Genomic DNA, 15,997 nt, shown 5'->3' on the forward strand with positions numbered 1-15,997 from the left:
CCTTAGTAACAATTCATTACGTAAATACCCTACTTTTTATTTTTGATATATGGTAGCTATGTATTAAAAACTATTTTAACCACTAACCACTAACCACTAACCACTAACCACTAACCACTAACCACTAACCACTATATCCCATCAATCTTTTCTCGAAGCGATTTCAATGCCAAATGCATTCTTTTTTCAATAGCTTTTACGCTTACTCCTTCCATTTCGGCTATCTCTGCATATTTCTTTCCATCAATTCGATTTAATAGAAAAGTGGTCCGTTGGTTTTCCGGAAGGCTGTCCAGGGCATGGTTCAATCTCTGCTTGAATTCGTCTTCCTCCATCAAGAATTCGGGCGACTCATGGGTAACCTTTAAGGTCTTGTCCGCATACTTTAAACGTACCTTTTCGGCTTTTATCACATTAAGGTACAAATTGTTGGCAACGGTGTAAACAAAAGATTTGGCTTTTTCCGGAGAAACCTTGGCACAGTTCTCCCAAAGTTTTACAAATGCTTCTTGAACGGCATCATGGGCTTTCTCCTCATTGCCAAACTTATAATATATATAGTTGAAAACCGTTTTAGAATTAGCTTTGAAAATTGTATCAAAGACTTGCTCTTCGCAAACATTGCCTGTATTTTTGGTTTCCAATTAGGGTATTTTTTTTCAAAGGTATTTGAAAAAAATGAATTTGCTCAGGTAGGGTATTTTAAAAATGGGTTGTTTCAATTTCAAAGTACCCCTAAATTCCAAATCAGTATGAAGAAGTGTTTTAAATTTTCATTAGTAGCTTTCCTACTGGCTCTGCTAATGGCCTTGACCGCATGTCAAGATGAAGAGCCCTTTGAGGAGTCTATAGATGCTGAAAAAACTTTAACTGTTGATTCCGCCACTTTAGAACTTCTAAAAGAAGCGGTTTCCAATGATGGTTCGTATGACAATATTGTAGATGGTGCCAGTTGTTTTGATATTCAATTTCCCTATACGGTTGTAGTGAACGATGAAAGGCTAACAATTGATTCTATGGAGGGCCTACAGGTTCTGGAAGAATTTTTAGATGCTTTAGAAGGTTTTAATAGTACTATGGATATTGTTTTTCCAGTAACCGTTACTATGGCAGATTACACTGAAGTTACCGTAGGTTCTAGAGCAGATTTGGAAAAACTTGTGACTCAATGTGTTGAAGGAGGTGCGGATGCGGATATTGAGTGCGTAGACTTGGTCTATCCTGCCACCGTATTTACCTATAATCCTGATTTTCAACAAACGGCTTCTGTAACCGTTGCCCATGATGCAGAGTTAAGAAGATTTTTTGCTGGTCTTGAAGATACGGATTTGGTGAGTTTTGATTATCCGGTCACCTTGATATATTTAGATGGTACCGAGGTTGTGGTTAACTCAAATACAGAGATATCCATTATTTTGGAACAGGCCAAAAAGGCATGTGATGAAGATGATGATAACGATTACAATGATGATGATTTTACGAAGTCCCAATTAGACAATGTGTTAATTGATTGCCCTTGGAATCTAATTCAAGTACAAACAAAAGCTGAAAACCAATCCGAACAATACAATAGTTATGCGTTGTCCTTTATGGAAGACGGAAAGGTCACGGCCTATGATAAGTATGGCTACGGAATAGACGGTGATTGGAGTACGTTCGTTGAGGAGTATAGAGTTGTTGTGAAAATTAATTTTGAAGCAAACGATTATTTTACCAATACTTGGAAAGTATACGAAATTAAAGAAGGTAAGATAAAAATGTTCGTAGAGGATGACTCTATGGTGTTAGAAAAGAATTGCGACTATCAACCGGAAATATGTAATAAGGAAACCATTGTTGAACGATTGGGAGTATGTAATTGGAGACTGGCGGATGAAAAAGGTGAGTTTTTTGAGGAACAGAACGTAAAATTCGCAGAACAAGGTCTTCTGGTTTATGACCCCAATGGTGAAGTGGTAGATGAAGGAAGTTGGGACGTTACGGAAAATGTATTGATTTTAAAAGGTCTTACCGAGAATTTAGAAAGCTACATTGGCGAATGGCAGGTGCTTGAATGCGGCCAGGAGTACATGAAAATAAAGAGAAAAGAAGAAATTGTTGCATTGAGCAAAGTTTGCAACTAACTTTTAATAATTAAGGATTAGAGTAACCGGATACCTATTTTTGCCCCACAGATTTTTAAAGAGCACCCTTCGTGAGAGAGGTGCTTTTTTTATGATATCATATTTTTTTCTTTACGCCCCGTTCTTTAGCGTAGTTATTATTAAATTTGCCTTTCTTCAAAAGCAAGTAAGACGATGTTTGACAATTTAAGTGATAAGCTAGATAAAGCCCTCCACACCCTACGGGGCCATGGGCAGATTACGGAAATTAACGTTGCCGAGACCACTAAAGAAGTCCGTAGGGCTTTATTGGATGCGGATGTTAACTTCAGGATAGCCAAAGAATTTACCAATAAGGTCAAAGAAAAAGCTTTGGGTCAAGATGTATTGACCACTTTGCAACCTGGCCAATTAATGGTAAAAATTGTTAAGGATGAGCTTACGGAGCTTATGGGCGGGGAAACAGAAGGGATTAACCTTTCCGGAACTCCTTCCATAATTTTAATGTCCGGTTTACAAGGTTCGGGTAAAACTACCTTTTCAGGTAAATTGGCCAACTTTCTAAAAACCAAAAAAACAAAGAAGCCTTTATTAGTAGCGTGTGATGTGTACCGTCCTGCGGCAATAGATCAGTTGCATGTAGTTGGGGAGCAAATTGGGGTTGAGGTATATTCCGATCGTGATGAGAAGAACCCGGTAAAGATTGCACAGGCCGGTATTGCCAAAGCAAAGTCAGAAGGCTACAACGTAGTTATTATAGATACCGCGGGTCGTTTGGCGGTAGATGAGGAGATGATGAACGAAATCTCTGAAATCCACAAAGCCATACAACCTCAAGAAACGCTTTTTGTAGTAGATTCTATGACAGGTCAAGATGCTGTAAACACAGCAAAGGCTTTTAATGATATTTTAAATTTTGACGGGGTAGTACTTACCAAGTTAGATGGTGATACCCGTGGTGGAGCTGCCATTTCAATTAAATCGGTAGTAGATAAGCCTATAAAATTCATCGGTACAGGTGAAAAAATGGAAGCTATTGATGTTTTCCATCCTTCACGTATGGCCGAGCGTATTCTGGGCATGGGTGATGTTATTTCTTTAGTGGAACGTGCCCAAGAGCAGTTTGATGAAGAAGAGGCCCGTAAGATCCAGAAGAAAATTGCCAAAAACAAGTTTGGTCTTGATGATTTCCTTTCCCAGATACAGCAAATCAAAAAGATGGGTAACATCAAGGATTTAATGGGGATGATTCCTGGTGCAGGAAAAGCACTTAAAGGATTGGATATAGATGATGATGCCTTTAAGCACATTGAAGCCATTATACATAGTATGACGCCAGATGAGCGTTCAAATCCTTCCAAATTGAACATGAGCCGTAAAAAACGTATCGCCAAAGGAAGTGGAAGAGAAGTGCAAGAAGTAAACCAACTTTTGAAGCAGTTTGACCAGATGAGCAAAATGATGAAAATGATGCAAGGCGGTGGCGGTAAAAAGATGATGCAGATGATGGGGAACATGCGTGGCATGAAATAAAACCAAGTTCAAAAAAGATACAGGATCAGTTAAGACCTAACCGAATATTATGACATTACTAGACGGAAAAAAAGTTTCCAACGAGATAAAGGACGAGATTACCTTAGAGGTAGCGAAGATGAAAGAACGCGGTGAGAAAGTACCTCATTTGGCAGCTGTTCTGGTAGGTAATGACGGAGCAAGTCTAACGTATGTAGGTAGCAAAGTACGCTCGTGCAAAAAAATTGGTTTTGAATCTACTTTAATTCACTTGCCTAGTGAAACTACAGAAGAAGAGCTGTTAAATAAAGTTCATGAGCTTAACGCCAATGCGGATATTGACGGGTATATTGTACAACTACCTTTGCCAAAGCATATAGACGAGGAAAAGGTTTTAATGGCTGTTGATCCGGATAAAGATGTAGACGGATTCCACCCTGCAAACTTCGGAAAAATGGCATTGGATATGGAAACCTTCATTTCTGCTACTCCTTTTGGTATTATGGAACTTCTTAAGCGTTATAAGGTAGATACTCAAGGTAAACATGCCGTTGTTATTGGCCGTAGTCATATTGTAGGTAGACCCATTAGTATTTTAATGAGCCAGAAAGGAGAAGCTGCAAACTGTACGGTTACCTTAGCTCATAGTAGAACTCAGAATATTAAGGAATTGACCTTGCAGGCAGATATAATTGTATCTGCGTTGGGTGTTCCACACTTTTTAAAAGGCGATATGGTCAAAGAGGGTGCGGTTATCATAGATGTTGGTATTACCAGGGTTTCCGATGAAACCAAGGAAAAAGGATATTATATTACCGGTGATGTTGATTTTGAAGAGGTTAGCCCTAAAGCTTCATTTATAACTCCTGTTCCTGGTGGTGTTGGGCCAATGACCATTGCTATGCTTCTCAAAAATACCCTTTTAGCCAGAGAAAGACATAGAAATAACTAGAGGCGGGTTAGAATTTTCATTGATTTTTTGAGTCGATAAAATTGGGTTTTGCGGCTATGGGTTTTTTATACTTTTAATTCTTTTCTGTTTTCTCGTTTAAGTGCAACAATTATTAAGGTTTGAGCGTTAGCGCTCTATAAACCAACCATCTTATGTTAGAAGCACTTGCCTCTGCCGATATTCAATTGGATTCTTTCTTTGATTTATCCATGGATTATCTTTGTGTTGCTGGATACGATGGATATTTTAGAAAAATAAATCCTGCGTTTATTGAATTGTTGGGGTATTCTAAAGAGGAGCTGTTTTCTTCCCTTATTTGTGAATTTATTTATGAGGAAGACCGTGAACTGACCGCCTCCCACAGAAAAAGTCTGATAAATAATAAGCCTTTAGTCAATTTTGAGAATCGGTATATCTGTAAATCCGGAGAATTGGTATGGCTGCATTGGACATCTATCCCCATGCCGGACAAGCAATTGGTCTATGCCATAGCCAAAAACATAACCCACAAAAAGAACTTGGAGTCGGAACGTATCTCTCATGTGGCTCATTTATCAAAAATAAACCAACAACTTAAACAGCTAAATTACACTACTTCACATGATTTAAGGTCTCCGGTCAACAACTTACTTTATCTGGCGGATATTCTAGGGTCTAACGATAATAGTTATGAGGATAATGAAAAAATACTTGAATATATAAAGCAATCTGCACAAGGCCTTAAAACTTCATTAAACTCCTATGTAGATGCGTTAAAGGAAAATGAAGAATCTAATGTTAGGGTAGAGGAAGTGTATTTTGAAACTATTTTTCAAAAAGTACAAAACTCTATCAGTTCCTTGATCAAGGACTCAAAAGCAAAATTTTATGCGGACTTTTCCGGAATGGAAAGTGTAGAGTTCAATACGTCTTACATGGAGAGTATTTTTCTTAATCTTATTACCAACTCAATCAAATACGCTAGGCCGGACAGCTTTCCTGAAATTAAGATTATCACAACCGGAAATAACGGTGAAAAGACATTTACTTTTTCTGATAACGGACTTGGTTTTGACATGGAAAAAGTGGGGCACCTAATCTTTAACCTAAATCAAAGATTTCACAATACTAAAGACAGTAAAGGAGTGGGATTATATTTAGTGCATAACCATATAACCAGTCTAGGAGGTAGTGTAAGTGTAGAAAGTAAAGTAAACGAGGGTAGTACTTTTACCATTAAATTTAAATCTTGATTGGTGCCAATTTTTAACGGGATTCTAATTTTAATCCTTCCGTACATTGATTATCCGCTTCTCGTATGGCTCGTATTTTAAGACATCCGGTTGGTAGTTTGTAATTTGTTTAGGGTTTTTTATAGAAATCCAAACAAACGTTTTGCTGAAGAAAAAATTGTTCATTCGATGAAAATAATTGGAGATTAAGCAACAATTGTCTTATACTTAGCGTTTTAAATTCGTTATACCTTGCCAAAACCAATGAGACAGTTAATAGAAACCGAAAACTTTAAGCTAGATCCGTTCTTTAACTTATCAACAGATAATCTTTGTATCACAGATTTTGAAGGTTTCTTTAAGAAAGTAAATCCTGCCTTTACAAAACTTTTGGGGTATACGGATAAGGAACTGTATTCAAAGCCCATAACGGAGTTTATTTATGAGGAAGACCGCGAGTTAACGGCCCGGCATGGTCAGAACTTGATCAATAACATTCCTTTGTGCAATTTTGAAAATAGATACGTTTCTAAAACTGGGGAGTTGGTATGGCTGTACTGGACGGCTACCCCGTCCGTAGATGAAGGCTTGGTCTATGCCATAGCCAAGGATATAACACATAAAAAAGAATTGGAGAATGAGCGCATTTCTCTTGTAAGTGACTTAGTGAAAACAAATGAAAAGCTCAAACAGTTAAACCATATTACTTCCCATGATTTAAGGTCGCCCGTAAATAATTTGGTCTATCTCGTAGAAATGCTGGATACCAACAAAATCAATGATGACACCACCTTACAGATTTTAGAGCACGTAAAACGCTCTGCAGATGGATTGAAGGAATCATTAAACGCTTATGTTGACGCCGTAACGGAAAGCGAAAGCGTTGCAGAGGCACTGGATGACGTTTATTTCAATGAGGTATTTCAAGAGGTTACACAATCCATTGGTACGTTGCTGAGCGGTTACAATGTAGATTTTATTACGGATTTTTCCGAGGCGGAATATGTTCCGTTCAATAGAGAATATATGAAGAGTATTTTTCTAAACCTGATTTCCAATTCAACCAAATATGCAAGGCCTGGCGTCGCACCTATTATTTCTATCAAGACTCAAATGGATAGGGGCCGGAAAAAGTTAATTTATAGTGATAACGGCTTGGGGTTTGATATGGAAAAATATGGACACCTTATTTTTAAACTCAGTCAAAAGTTTCATGATGCCAACGGTAGCAAGGGACTTGGCCTATACTTGGTAAAAAAGCATATAACCAGTTTAGGCGGAAGTATACAGGTGGATAGCAAAATAAATCAGGGAACCACCTTTACCATTGTATTTGAAGAATGGTCGTAAGAAGTAATAACGGGTTCCAAACGCCTAGTTTAGAAATTTCTTTTCCTTTAAAACCTTTCCTGTAATTACGGTATCTCCGGGTTTTATAACTTCAATATCATTGCTGTCATCAATACTGCAACTACTTATTACGATGATTACCGTAAGAAGGAACAATACAAACGCGAACTTTTTCATAGGTCAAGTAAAAATAGATTTGAATGTACATAACGTTTAAAACAGCGTTTTATGTATAAATTTTGCATAATCTTTACACGTTGAAATGCAGGTGCTAAGGCAAAACCTTTACTTTTGCGGCTTTTGCATATTCCATGGCCAATACAAACCGTTTTTCTTTCGTAGACCCTGCTAAAAGTCCAATTTTTTACGGTTATATTATTTTGGTAATCGGTACCATTGGTATTTACTGTAGTATTCCTGGCCAAACCATTGGTGTATCTGTATTTACGGATCCCGTAAAGGATGCTTTAGGTTTGAGCAGGAACCAGTTTAGTAATGCGTATATGATAGGTACTATATGTAGTTCTTTGGTTATTGGTCGTGCCGGGGTTTGGTTTGATAAGTATGGGGCTCGCTACGTGGCATTTTTTGCTGCGATTACATTGGCAGTGGCTCTTATGCTCTGTTCTTGGTCCGTACAAATGAGTACGTTCGTAAAAAGCTTGTTAAACGTTGATACGTGGCTTGTTCCCTTTGTTATAATGGCTTCCCTCTTTTTTGTTCTAAGGTTTTCTGGCCAAGGAGTACTTACTATGGCTTCCCGTAATGTTATCATGATTTGGTTCGATAAGAATAGGGGTAAGGTCAATGCAATTAGCAGTGTGGCCATATCGTTTGGTTTTTCATCTTCACCGCTCTGGGTAAATGCACTCATTGAAAGTTATAGTTGGCAGGTTACATGGCAAATATTGGCTGCGGCACTAGTGGTTTTCTCAATTTGTATCTTACAGTTTTATAAGAATAAACCGGAAGAGCACGGTCTATTACCGGATGGCGAAGTTTTGGTGAACCGAGAAGAGTCCAAGAACATACCCTTGGCAAAACAGTATACGGTAAAAGAAGCACAACAGACCCGAGCATTTTGGATGTATGCGTTGATCTTATCTTTTAATAGTTTTTTTATTACCGGGTTAACTTTTCACGTAGTATCCGTTTTTGCCAGTGAAGGATTTCCGAAAGATGATGCCATATCCATATTTTTGCCGGCATCCGTCGTAGCAGTAACCATTTCTCTAATTTTTAATTTTTTAAGCGATTACCTACATCTTAAACTTTATTTGTATTTGATGATTTTAGGAGGGGTTATGGCTTCCGTGGGTTTTTTGTTCCTGTCCTCTTCTTTTGGTATTCCCATGCTAATTGGTGGCTTCGGAGTTTTAGGAGGCTTCTTTGCCGTACTTAACGCTATTGTATGGCCTCGTTTCTTTGGCCGTACGCATTTAGGGGCCATAACGGGCAAGGTGATGTCGTTTTTAATTTTGGGAAGCGCTCTTGCACCACCCATTTTCAGTCTTTGTTTCAGTACGTTTGGGTCGTATAGATTACTTGGGTATCTAGGACTTGTTTTTCTACTTTTTTTGGCCATAGGTTCGGTTAAGGCAAATAATCCGCAGTAATCATAATTTGATTTATTATTACAATTAGATAGCTTTCTATTTTGTTTTTTTCAGACTTCTCTCGGTTCTAAATCCCTTTTCTAAACCCTAGAAGAGGCATAGTTTGTTCTTTGATAGGCAGCTGGTAAAGTTGCATTTTGATTCTTGCGCTATTGTTCCTAGATTTAGGTGTTGTAGCAATGTGCCTCAATTTTGCTATGATTATGGAATTAACGAGAACCTAAACAACCTATTAAAATGAAAAAAATGGCCCTGGCGCTATCTCTTGTGGTAGCCCTTGTCTCATGTAAAACCGAGACAAAAAAAGACGAAGTGACAAAAGCGGCTTCCACAGCCGAAACCGCCCCGGAAGCAGATGAATGGATTTACCTTTTTGACGGGACTACTACGGAAGGCTGGCGTGCTTATAACGGAGATGATTTGCCGCCGCAATGGGTAGTTAAGGACGGAGCCCTAACTTTTGATACCGAAAAACGAACTGAAGCAAATAGAAAAGGCGGTAAGGATATTATCTATGCGGCCCAAGAGTTCGATAATTTTGAACTGTATTGGGAATGGAAAATACCGGAAGGAGGTAATAGCGGACTGTTGTATCATATTCAAGAAGGGGATTGGAGCATACCCGAAGTTTCTCCCGAATATCAGATGCTGGATGACCTTAAATGGGAAGAAATTAATAATGCCAAGTTAGAGGAATGGCAAAAAACAGGTGCGGATTACGCCATGCACTTACCGGATGTAAGTCAAAAAATAGTCAAGCCTGCGGGAGAGTGGAATACGTCACGCATCATTTTTACCCCAGAAAATGTAGAGCATTGGCTTAACGGAAAAAAACTATTGTCTTTCGTGCCCTGGTCAGAAGACTGGAAAGAACGTAAGGCCAAAGGAAAATGGAAAGATGCTCCTAAATACGGATCTTTTAAAAAGGGTTATATCGGTTTTCAGGACCATGATAGTCCACTTTGGCTTAAAAATGTAAAAATCAAACAACTTTAGAATACTAAACTACATACTCAAACAATCCAAATTACTTGAAAATGAATAAAAGAGAATTCTTAAAAAGCGCGGCGGCCGTATCTTCGTTCGCTTTGTTGCCCAATGCGGCGTGGGCTTTCCAAAATGGTAAAAGACTTAGAACGGCCCATATTGGCGTGGGTAATATGGGAGCTGAAGATTTGAACGCAATCGCTTCTCATGGTTCTGTAGATGTTGTTGCGTTATGCGATGTAGATTCCGTCAACTTGGCAAAAGCACATAAACTGCACCCAGGGGCACGTGTGTTTTTTGATTATAGGGCTATGCTAAATGAAATGGGAGATGAGATTGATGCCGTAGTCGTTTCTACACCGGACCATACCCATGCGCCTGCTTCCTTAATGGCTATGGAAATGAACAAGCCCGTGTACTGTCAGAAGCCATTGACTCATTATGTAGATGAATCAAGAAAAATGATGCAGTTGGCCAAAGAAAAGAATTTGGTGACCCAGATGGGCATTCAGGTGCATTCGTTTTATGATTACCGCCTGGCTACCCTTTTAATTCAAAGTGGTATTATAGGCAAGGTACATACTGTACATGCCTGGTCTCCCAAATCATGGGGTTACAACGGAGATGAGCCTCAAGGGGAAGACCCGGTGCCGGACCAATTGGATTGGAACCTTTGGTTAGGTACGTCCAAAGAACGCCCTTATAAAGAGGGGTACTACCATCCCGGCAAATGGAGAAGGCTGTTAGATTATGGTTGCGGTACATTGGGTGATATGGGGGTACATATTTTTGATACACCTTATAATGCCCTTAATTTAGATGTGCCTTTAACTATTAAAAATGAATGTCGTGAGCCTAACGGGTATGGTTTTCCTGAGAACAATACCGTAACCTATGAATTCCCTGGAACCGAATACACTACAAAAAACCTTAAATGGATTTGGTATGACGGCCCTGGAATGCCACCGGAGCATGAAGATTTAATATTGCCGGACAGTAAAGGTGCGGGCAAACAACAAAAAAATGGCGCAGGTCAAAAAAATGACATATCGTTAGATGCAGGTGTAGCCGGAGCGGGTCAATTACCTGACCAAGGTGCTATGTTCATTGGTAAAAAGGGACGTTTGTTACTACCTCATTTTATGCAATTGCCAAAGAAAATCGTAAAGGGTAAATATGTGGATATCTCTAAAGAAATTGCTGAGGTTTCCAAAGCCAATAATTTAGGAGAGCCTATTCGCAATTATGATACAGAAGGTCCAAAGCATTATCATCAGTTTGTTGATGCATGCTTGGGTAAAGGGCAGACTACGGCTCCTTTTTCGTACGCGGGACGTTTAACGGAGACTATTTTGCTTGGTGTAATTGCAGGCCGTTTTCCTAATCAGACCTTGCATTGGGATGCGCAGAGTGCTAAATTTTCCGAGGATGAAGCCAATCAATTCTTAGGTGGTGATTACCGAGAGTTTTAACAAGACGGATTATGAATAGATTAATTACTACAATTTTCATCGGTCTTTTTCTAAATGTTTCCCTTTTCGGTCAAACAGGAAAGGTATTTGACGAATTGACCCTAAAAAGCGAAATCTTAAAAGGGGAACGCAAGTATGCGGTATACCTGCCTCCGGATTACGAAACCTCACAACGTTCCTATCCCGTTCTTTATTTGTTGCACGGCGCGGGTGATGACCAAACAGGTTGGGTACAGTTTGGAGAGGTTCTACGCATTACTGACAACGCGATAAAAGCGGGTACGGCCACACCAATGATAATTGTTATGCCCGATGCCAATACGGGTAAACGTGGTTATTTTAATCAAGGAAAGGATTGGCGTTATGAAGATTTCTTTTTTGAGGAATTTATGCCCCATATAGAGAAGAAGTACCGCATTAAGGCCGAAAAACGTTACAGGGCTATTTCCGGACTTTCCATGGGGGGAGGAGGAACCTTTATGTATGCAATGCACCGGCCTGAACTCTTTTCTTCGGCTTGTCCATTAAGTGCTTATGTTGGACCGTTAACTATTGCCGATTTTAAAGAGCGGTTAAAGAAAAGCGATGTAAAGTATAGTGAAGCTGAAATAAAAGAATATTTCAAAAAGCATAATGCGTTGGAGTTGTTAAAGACCGTACCGGAAGAAGATGTTAAATCCGTTAGGTGGTATATAGATTGTGGTGATGATGATTTCTTGTTCGAGGGCAATAGTTTAGTGCATATTGCCATGACAAAAAAGAAAATTCCACATGAATACCGTGTGCGCGATGGCGGCCATACTTGGACGTATTGGCGGGAATCACTACCGACGGTTCTTGGTTTTGTGTCCGATGCTTTTCATCAGCATTAGTGGTAAATATCCGTTTTGAGGGAATAAAATAAAATTAAAAATATAGAATGATTTACAGAAGATTCGGGAGAACCGGTTGGCAAGTTAGTGAAGTAGGGTACGGTATGTGGGGAATGGCCGGTTGGACACAATCAGATGATGAACAGTCTGCCAAATCGTTGGATTTAGCGGTTGAAAACGGGGTTAATTTTTTTGATACCGCATGGGGTTATGGTGAGGGGCATAGTGAGGAGTTGCTAGGGGAACTTATCCGTAGGCATCCCAAAACCAAATTGTATTCCGCAAGTAAGATTCCGCCTAAAAATTTTAACTGGCCGGCAAGACCGGAATATACATTTGAGGATTCCTATCCTACAAATCACATTATTGAGTATACAGAGAAAACCTTGACCAATCTGGGCATGGAACGTATAGATTTAATGCAGTTTCATACTTGGGACGATGGGTGGTCTCACCGTGAGGAATGGCAACGGGCTATTGAAGACTTGAAAAAGTCCGGCAAGATTGGCGCCATGGGCATAAGTGTAAACAGGTGGGAGCCCGAAAACGGTATCAAGGCCTTAAAAACAGGTTTGATAGATGCCGTACAGGTCATTTATAATATTTTTGACCAAAATCCCGAAGACGTACTTTTTCCTTTGTGTGAGGAGATGGATATTGCCGTAATTGCACGTGTTCCTTTTGATGAAGGCACTTTGACCGGTAACCTTACCAAGGAAACCACCTTTCCAGAGGGTGATTGGCGAGGTACCTATTTTGTTCCGGAAAACTTAAATTCTAGTGTAGAACATGCAGAAGTATTAAGACCATTAATTCCAGAAGGAATGACCATGGCCGAAATGGCACTGCGATTTATATTGGAGAACAAGACTATTGGTACGACCATACCGGGTATGCGAAAAGAACGTAACGTTTTGGCCAATACCGCAACCAGTGATGGAAACGGATTACCAAAGGAACTTATAGAAGAATTGAAAAAACACCGTTGGGTAAGAAAGCCCACCGAGTGGTCACAATAGAATACTACTGTACCACTCTGAGTGTAGTAAAGAGTGGTACGGTTTTTACTTGGCAAATAACTGTCCCATATCCTTAAATGCTTTGAACTCTAAAGCGTTTCCCGCAGGGTCTAAAAAGAACATGGTAGCCTGTTCACCTATCTGGCCCTTAAAACGTACGTAAGGTTCAATTACGAAAGTGACTCCTTTTTCTTTAAGTTCATGCGAGAAGGACTCAAAAACGTCCCAAGGTAAAACAACACCATAATGCGGTACGGGTACATTCTTGCCATCTACTGGGTTGCTATGAATACCTTCGGTCTCTGTTTTTGGCTTGTAGTGGATTACCAATTGATGTCCAAATAGGTTGAAATCTACCCAATGGTCACTACTACGGCCTTCTTCACAGTTTAACGTTTCTCTATAGAATGTTCGGCATTCATCTAGATTATGAACAGGTATAGCAATATGAAAAGGGGTTACGGTTTGCATATTTTCTGGGAATTAATGATTTAAAAAATCTATGATTTGGTCATTTATATGTTCTTGGTGCATAGAGTGTCCAAGGCCCTTTGTACGAACAAAAGTACTATTTTTCCAGTGGGCATGAACAGCTTCGGAAGCATGAAAAGGAGCTAGTTTATCTTCTTCATCATGAAACAAAAGTCCTTTTTTGGTATTCTTTTCGGCAAAGCGTGAAGACGAAAATTCAGCTACGGTAAAACCAAAACGTTTTAAGACAAGTGCTTCTAACGCTTTGCGGACCGTATTGTTAAAATTTAACAGCCGCTGATAGTGGTCCATGATTTCATAGAACTCCGAAGGTGAGCCAATTGTAACCATTTTTTGAACATTTGGATTTTGGTGATAAAATTCATTGTACATCAAGGTCATACCTCCAACCGAATGTCCTATTAGGTATTTTGGATCGTGCTTTTGAATCATGGCCTGCACCCCATCGGAATATAGGGGTACGTTTAAATATTTCCCGGAAGAATACCCGTGTGCAGGAGCATCAAACGCCACAATATTGTAATCTGCCTCACGAAGCTTGGCTATGAGATTACGCCATCTAAACGTGTTGCTCTCCCACCCATGAACCAAAAGAACCGTCTCTTTATTTCCTGGCCAGTGATAAGTCTGTAACGTATGCTTTTTAACTTCAATAGTGTCACCTTTTGCTTGGTCTAGATATTCCTTTTGATTAGGGAGTACCCTGCCTTTTCGTACGGTACAGAAAACATAAAAAGCTTTCTTAGCGGCTTTTTTCTTGGACACTCTTGCGAGCATATTAAAATAGCGCCCATAGACTTTGGGGAGCATTTTGTTCAGGGTTTTTTGCATAGGTTTTGAGAACTATTTTAGGGGCTTCTTTTTAATCATCCCTCCTTTAATATCTTTTACTACCCCCATTACTATAAAGGCGTTTTTGTCTATTTTATCTATTTCTGTACTTAACCGGGCCAGTTCCAAACGGGTCATTACCGTATAGATAATTTCTGTTGAAACCCGGGAATTGCCATCTTTGGTATATCCTCCTTTTCCATTATAAACCGTGCATGCCCGGCCCATTTTTTCGGTGAGCATTATTCGTATCTCTTCATTTTTAGGAGAAATTACCGTAACGCCAATATATTCTTCTACACCATCAACCACGTAGTTTACGGTCTTTGCGGCTACTAAGTAGGTGAGAATAGCATATAGCGCCGTTTCAATACTTAAAAGATAAGCACCTGCGGAAAAAATGACAATATTAATAAGGAGAAGAACATCACCAATGGTCAAGTGCCATTTTCTACTAAGATAGATGGCCAGTACCTCGGTACCATCAATGACGCTACCACCTCGCATGGCCATACCAATACCTAGACCTAAGAAAAATCCCCCAAAAACGGCGATCAACAACTTATCACTAGTGATAATAGGGTAGGGTATAAAATGAACCACAATGGCGAGTGCTATAATGGCAAAAATGCTTCGTATGGCAAATTTTCTATTGATGGTCTTGGCGCCAAGAAGAATAAACGGCATATTCACCAATACCAATAAAATGCCCAATGAGATATTTGATTTTACCTGGATCAATAGAGAAACCCCAGTGGCCCCACCATCAATAAAATGATTGGGCAATAAAAAACCTTTAAGACCAAAACCTGCAGCGCCTACACCAATTGCAATAAAAAGTATTTCTTTTATGGCATGGACAAACTCTACTTGGCTCAACCTGACTTCTTTAACAAGTTGTCTTTTGGCAATTGCCTTTTCGCCCTTTAATTTGGCTTTGGCGCGTTGTACCAAGAGATATTGTAAAATTGAATTCATGGTACGGTTTTAAATTATAATATGTAACTACGAGGAAAACCTAGTCCCAAGCAACCATCATATATTTGATTTTGGCATCATCCGGAATTTGGACAGCTTCTATATTTACACTTGAGGCATACCGCAAACTAGAAGGCAGCTCCTCTTTACTTATAGTAAAATAGACATCGCTATCTTTTAGAAGAATAACCACGTTGTTCATAGATGTAATGACCTTGCGAATAGTATAGTTGTCCTTAATATCCTTAAAAGTACTACCTAGGCCAACACCTTTATCCGTAGTAAAACGTGAGTCCTCTATGCGAATATTCTCAATAGTGGGTATGCTATCCGAGTTTGGAGTAAGGGTCAATAAGGGTTTTCCCCCTTTTTCGAACACCTTAACTTTTTTACTGTTGTTAGCGCTATTAATGCTGGTGCTATCCTTTACGATAGAATCGTTTTCGTATATAATTTTTAAGTCGCGTACCAGACTAATACGATCCAATTTGCCTACACGGTCTTTTATAATAGAGAAGGACGTGTCCTTTTCTTCATTACAACTTGTGAGACATAGGATTAGGCAGATGCTAATTAGTATACTTTTCATGTATTTGTGTAGAT

General features: G+C 39.3%; 16 protein-coding genes. 10 read left to right on the forward strand and 6 right to left on the reverse strand.

Going from position 1 to position 15,997, the window contains the following annotated elements; all coding sequences use genetic code 11:
- Positions 1 to 131: 131 nt before the first annotated feature.
- Positions 132 to 644: an RNA polymerase sigma factor gene (locus tag Q4597_RS06465; RefSeq protein WP_303405312.1), complete on the reverse strand. Its 513-nt coding sequence runs from the start codon at positions 642 to 644 to the stop codon at positions 132 to 134.
- Positions 645 to 752: 108 nt separating this feature from the next.
- Between Q4597_RS06465 and Q4597_RS06470 the strand changes: the two genes are divergently transcribed.
- From Q4597_RS06470 to Q4597_RS06490, 5 genes are all read left to right on the forward strand, one after another.
- Positions 753 to 2,123 carry a hypothetical protein gene (locus Q4597_RS06470; RefSeq protein ID WP_303405313.1) on the forward strand — a complete coding sequence of 457 codons (1,371 nt, stop codon included), beginning with the start codon at positions 753 to 755 and terminating at the stop codon, positions 2,121 to 2,123.
- 174 nt (positions 2,124 to 2,297) lie between these two features.
- Positions 2,298 to 3,635: a signal recognition particle protein gene (gene ffh / locus Q4597_RS06475; RefSeq protein ID WP_303405315.1), complete on the forward strand. Its 1,338-nt coding sequence runs from the start codon at positions 2,298 to 2,300 to the stop codon at positions 3,633 to 3,635.
- A gap of 49 nt (positions 3,636 to 3,684) precedes the next feature.
- The gene (gene folD / locus Q4597_RS06480; RefSeq protein ID WP_215912861.1) at positions 3,685 to 4,566 is read left to right on the forward strand and encodes a bifunctional methylenetetrahydrofolate dehydrogenase/methenyltetrahydrofolate cyclohydrolase FolD; all 882 of its coding nucleotides are present in this window, start codon (positions 3,685 to 3,687) and stop codon (positions 4,564 to 4,566) included.
- A gap of 152 nt (positions 4,567 to 4,718) precedes the next feature.
- The gene (locus tag Q4597_RS06485) at positions 4,719 to 5,798 is read left to right on the forward strand and encodes a PAS domain-containing sensor histidine kinase (protein WP_303405317.1); all 1,080 of its coding nucleotides are present in this window, start codon (positions 4,719 to 4,721) and stop codon (positions 5,796 to 5,798) included.
- 243 nt (positions 5,799 to 6,041) lie between these two features.
- Complete coding sequence (locus Q4597_RS06490) at positions 6,042 to 7,127, forward strand: PAS domain-containing sensor histidine kinase (RefSeq protein WP_303405319.1); 1,086 nt, start codon at positions 6,042 to 6,044, stop codon at positions 7,125 to 7,127.
- 24 nt (positions 7,128 to 7,151) lie between these two features.
- On the opposite strand, the gene Q4597_RS06495 is transcribed toward Q4597_RS06490, so the two are convergent.
- The gene (locus Q4597_RS06495; protein ID WP_215438359.1) at positions 7,152 to 7,304 is read right to left on the reverse strand and encodes a hypothetical protein; all 153 of its coding nucleotides are present in this window, start codon (positions 7,302 to 7,304) and stop codon (positions 7,152 to 7,154) included.
- Between the two features lie 134 nt (positions 7,305 to 7,438).
- On the opposite strand from Q4597_RS06495, the gene Q4597_RS06500 reads away from it, so the two are divergent.
- The 5 genes from Q4597_RS06500 to Q4597_RS06520 all read left to right on the forward strand — a co-directional run bounded on the left by Q4597_RS06500 (position 7,439) and on the right by Q4597_RS06520 (position 13,093).
- A complete protein-coding gene (locus tag Q4597_RS06500) occupies positions 7,439 to 8,743 on the forward strand; it encodes an MFS transporter (RefSeq protein WP_303405321.1) in 1,305 nt (434 codons plus the stop codon).
- A 237-nt stretch (positions 8,744 to 8,980) separates the two neighbouring features.
- Complete coding sequence (locus Q4597_RS06505; RefSeq protein WP_289061672.1) at positions 8,981 to 9,739, forward strand: DUF1080 domain-containing protein; 759 nt, start codon at positions 8,981 to 8,983, stop codon at positions 9,737 to 9,739.
- Positions 9,740 to 9,780: 41 nt separating this feature from the next.
- Positions 9,781 to 11,202: a Gfo/Idh/MocA family protein gene (locus Q4597_RS06510; protein WP_215438356.1), complete on the forward strand. Its 1,422-nt coding sequence runs from the start codon at positions 9,781 to 9,783 to the stop codon at positions 11,200 to 11,202.
- 11 nt (positions 11,203 to 11,213) lie between these two features.
- Positions 11,214 to 12,074, forward strand: a complete 861-nt coding sequence (locus Q4597_RS06515; protein WP_303405325.1) for an esterase family protein — start codon at positions 11,214 to 11,216, stop codon at positions 12,072 to 12,074.
- Positions 12,075 to 12,121: 47 nt separating this feature from the next.
- Complete coding sequence (locus Q4597_RS06520; protein WP_303405327.1) at positions 12,122 to 13,093, forward strand: aldo/keto reductase; 972 nt, start codon at positions 12,122 to 12,124, stop codon at positions 13,091 to 13,093.
- A gap of 45 nt (positions 13,094 to 13,138) precedes the next feature.
- On the opposite strand, the gene Q4597_RS06525 is transcribed toward Q4597_RS06520, so the two are convergent.
- Genes Q4597_RS06525 through Q4597_RS06540 form a run of 4 tightly spaced genes read right to left on the reverse strand, consistent with a single transcriptional unit; the run spans position 13,139 to position 15,983 of the window.
- The gene (locus Q4597_RS06525; protein WP_303405329.1) at positions 13,139 to 13,564 is read right to left on the reverse strand and encodes a VOC family protein; all 426 of its coding nucleotides are present in this window, start codon (positions 13,562 to 13,564) and stop codon (positions 13,139 to 13,141) included.
- Positions 13,565 to 13,576: 12 nt separating this feature from the next.
- Complete coding sequence (locus Q4597_RS06530) at positions 13,577 to 14,416, reverse strand: alpha/beta fold hydrolase (protein ID WP_303405330.1); 840 nt, start codon at positions 14,414 to 14,416, stop codon at positions 13,577 to 13,579.
- 12 nt (positions 14,417 to 14,428) lie between these two features.
- Positions 14,429 to 15,394, reverse strand: a complete 966-nt coding sequence (locus Q4597_RS06535) for a YitT family protein (protein WP_303405332.1) — start codon at positions 15,392 to 15,394, stop codon at positions 14,429 to 14,431.
- Between the two features lie 40 nt (positions 15,395 to 15,434).
- Complete coding sequence (locus tag Q4597_RS06540; protein ID WP_303405334.1) at positions 15,435 to 15,983, reverse strand: hypothetical protein; 549 nt, start codon at positions 15,981 to 15,983, stop codon at positions 15,435 to 15,437.
- Positions 15,984 to 15,997: the final 14 nt, after the last annotated feature.

The organism is Zobellia sp. 1_MG-2023 (genome assembly GCF_030549125.1).
Taxonomy (GTDB): Bacteria; Bacteroidota; Bacteroidia; order Flavobacteriales; family Flavobacteriaceae; genus Zobellia; species Zobellia russellii.

Bases quoted from the DNA above. Each gene is read 5' to 3' on its own strand.
- Q4597_RS06520 (WP_303405327.1), top strand. From the start codon at position 12,122: ATGATTTACAGAAGATTCGGGAGAACCGGTTGGCAAGTTAGTGAAGTA.
- Q4597_RS06535 (WP_303405332.1), bottom strand. From the start codon at position 15,394: ATGAATTCAATTTTACAATATCTCTTGGTACAACGCGCCAAAGCCAAA.
- Q4597_RS06485 (WP_303405317.1), top strand. From the start codon at position 4,719: ATGTTAGAAGCACTTGCCTCTGCCGATATTCAATTGGATTCTTTCTTT.
- Q4597_RS06510 (WP_215438356.1), top strand. From the start codon at position 9,781: ATGAATAAAAGAGAATTCTTAAAAAGCGCGGCGGCCGTATCTTCGTTC.
- ffh (WP_303405315.1), top strand. From the start codon at position 2,298: ATGTTTGACAATTTAAGTGATAAGCTAGATAAAGCCCTCCACACCCTA.
- Q4597_RS06530 (WP_303405330.1), bottom strand. From the start codon at position 14,416: ATGCAAAAAACCCTGAACAAAATGCTCCCCAAAGTCTATGGGCGCTAT.
- Q4597_RS06495 (WP_215438359.1), bottom strand. From the start codon at position 7,304: ATGAAAAAGTTCGCGTTTGTATTGTTCCTTCTTACGGTAATCATCGTA.
- Q4597_RS06500 (WP_303405321.1), top strand. From the start codon at position 7,439: ATGGCCAATACAAACCGTTTTTCTTTCGTAGACCCTGCTAAAAGTCCA.
- Q4597_RS06525 (WP_303405329.1), bottom strand. From the start codon at position 13,564: ATGCAAACCGTAACCCCTTTTCATATTGCTATACCTGTTCATAATCTA.
- Q4597_RS06490 (WP_303405319.1), top strand. From the start codon at position 6,042: ATGAGACAGTTAATAGAAACCGAAAACTTTAAGCTAGATCCGTTCTTT.
- Q4597_RS06540 (WP_303405334.1), bottom strand. From the start codon at position 15,983: ATGAAAAGTATACTAATTAGCATCTGCCTAATCCTATGTCTCACAAGT.
- Q4597_RS06470 (WP_303405313.1), top strand. From the start codon at position 753: ATGAAGAAGTGTTTTAAATTTTCATTAGTAGCTTTCCTACTGGCTCTG.
- Q4597_RS06515 (WP_303405325.1), top strand. From the start codon at position 11,214: ATGAATAGATTAATTACTACAATTTTCATCGGTCTTTTTCTAAATGTT.
- folD (WP_215912861.1), top strand. From the start codon at position 3,685: ATGACATTACTAGACGGAAAAAAAGTTTCCAACGAGATAAAGGACGAG.
- Q4597_RS06505 (WP_289061672.1), top strand. From the start codon at position 8,981: ATGAAAAAAATGGCCCTGGCGCTATCTCTTGTGGTAGCCCTTGTCTCA.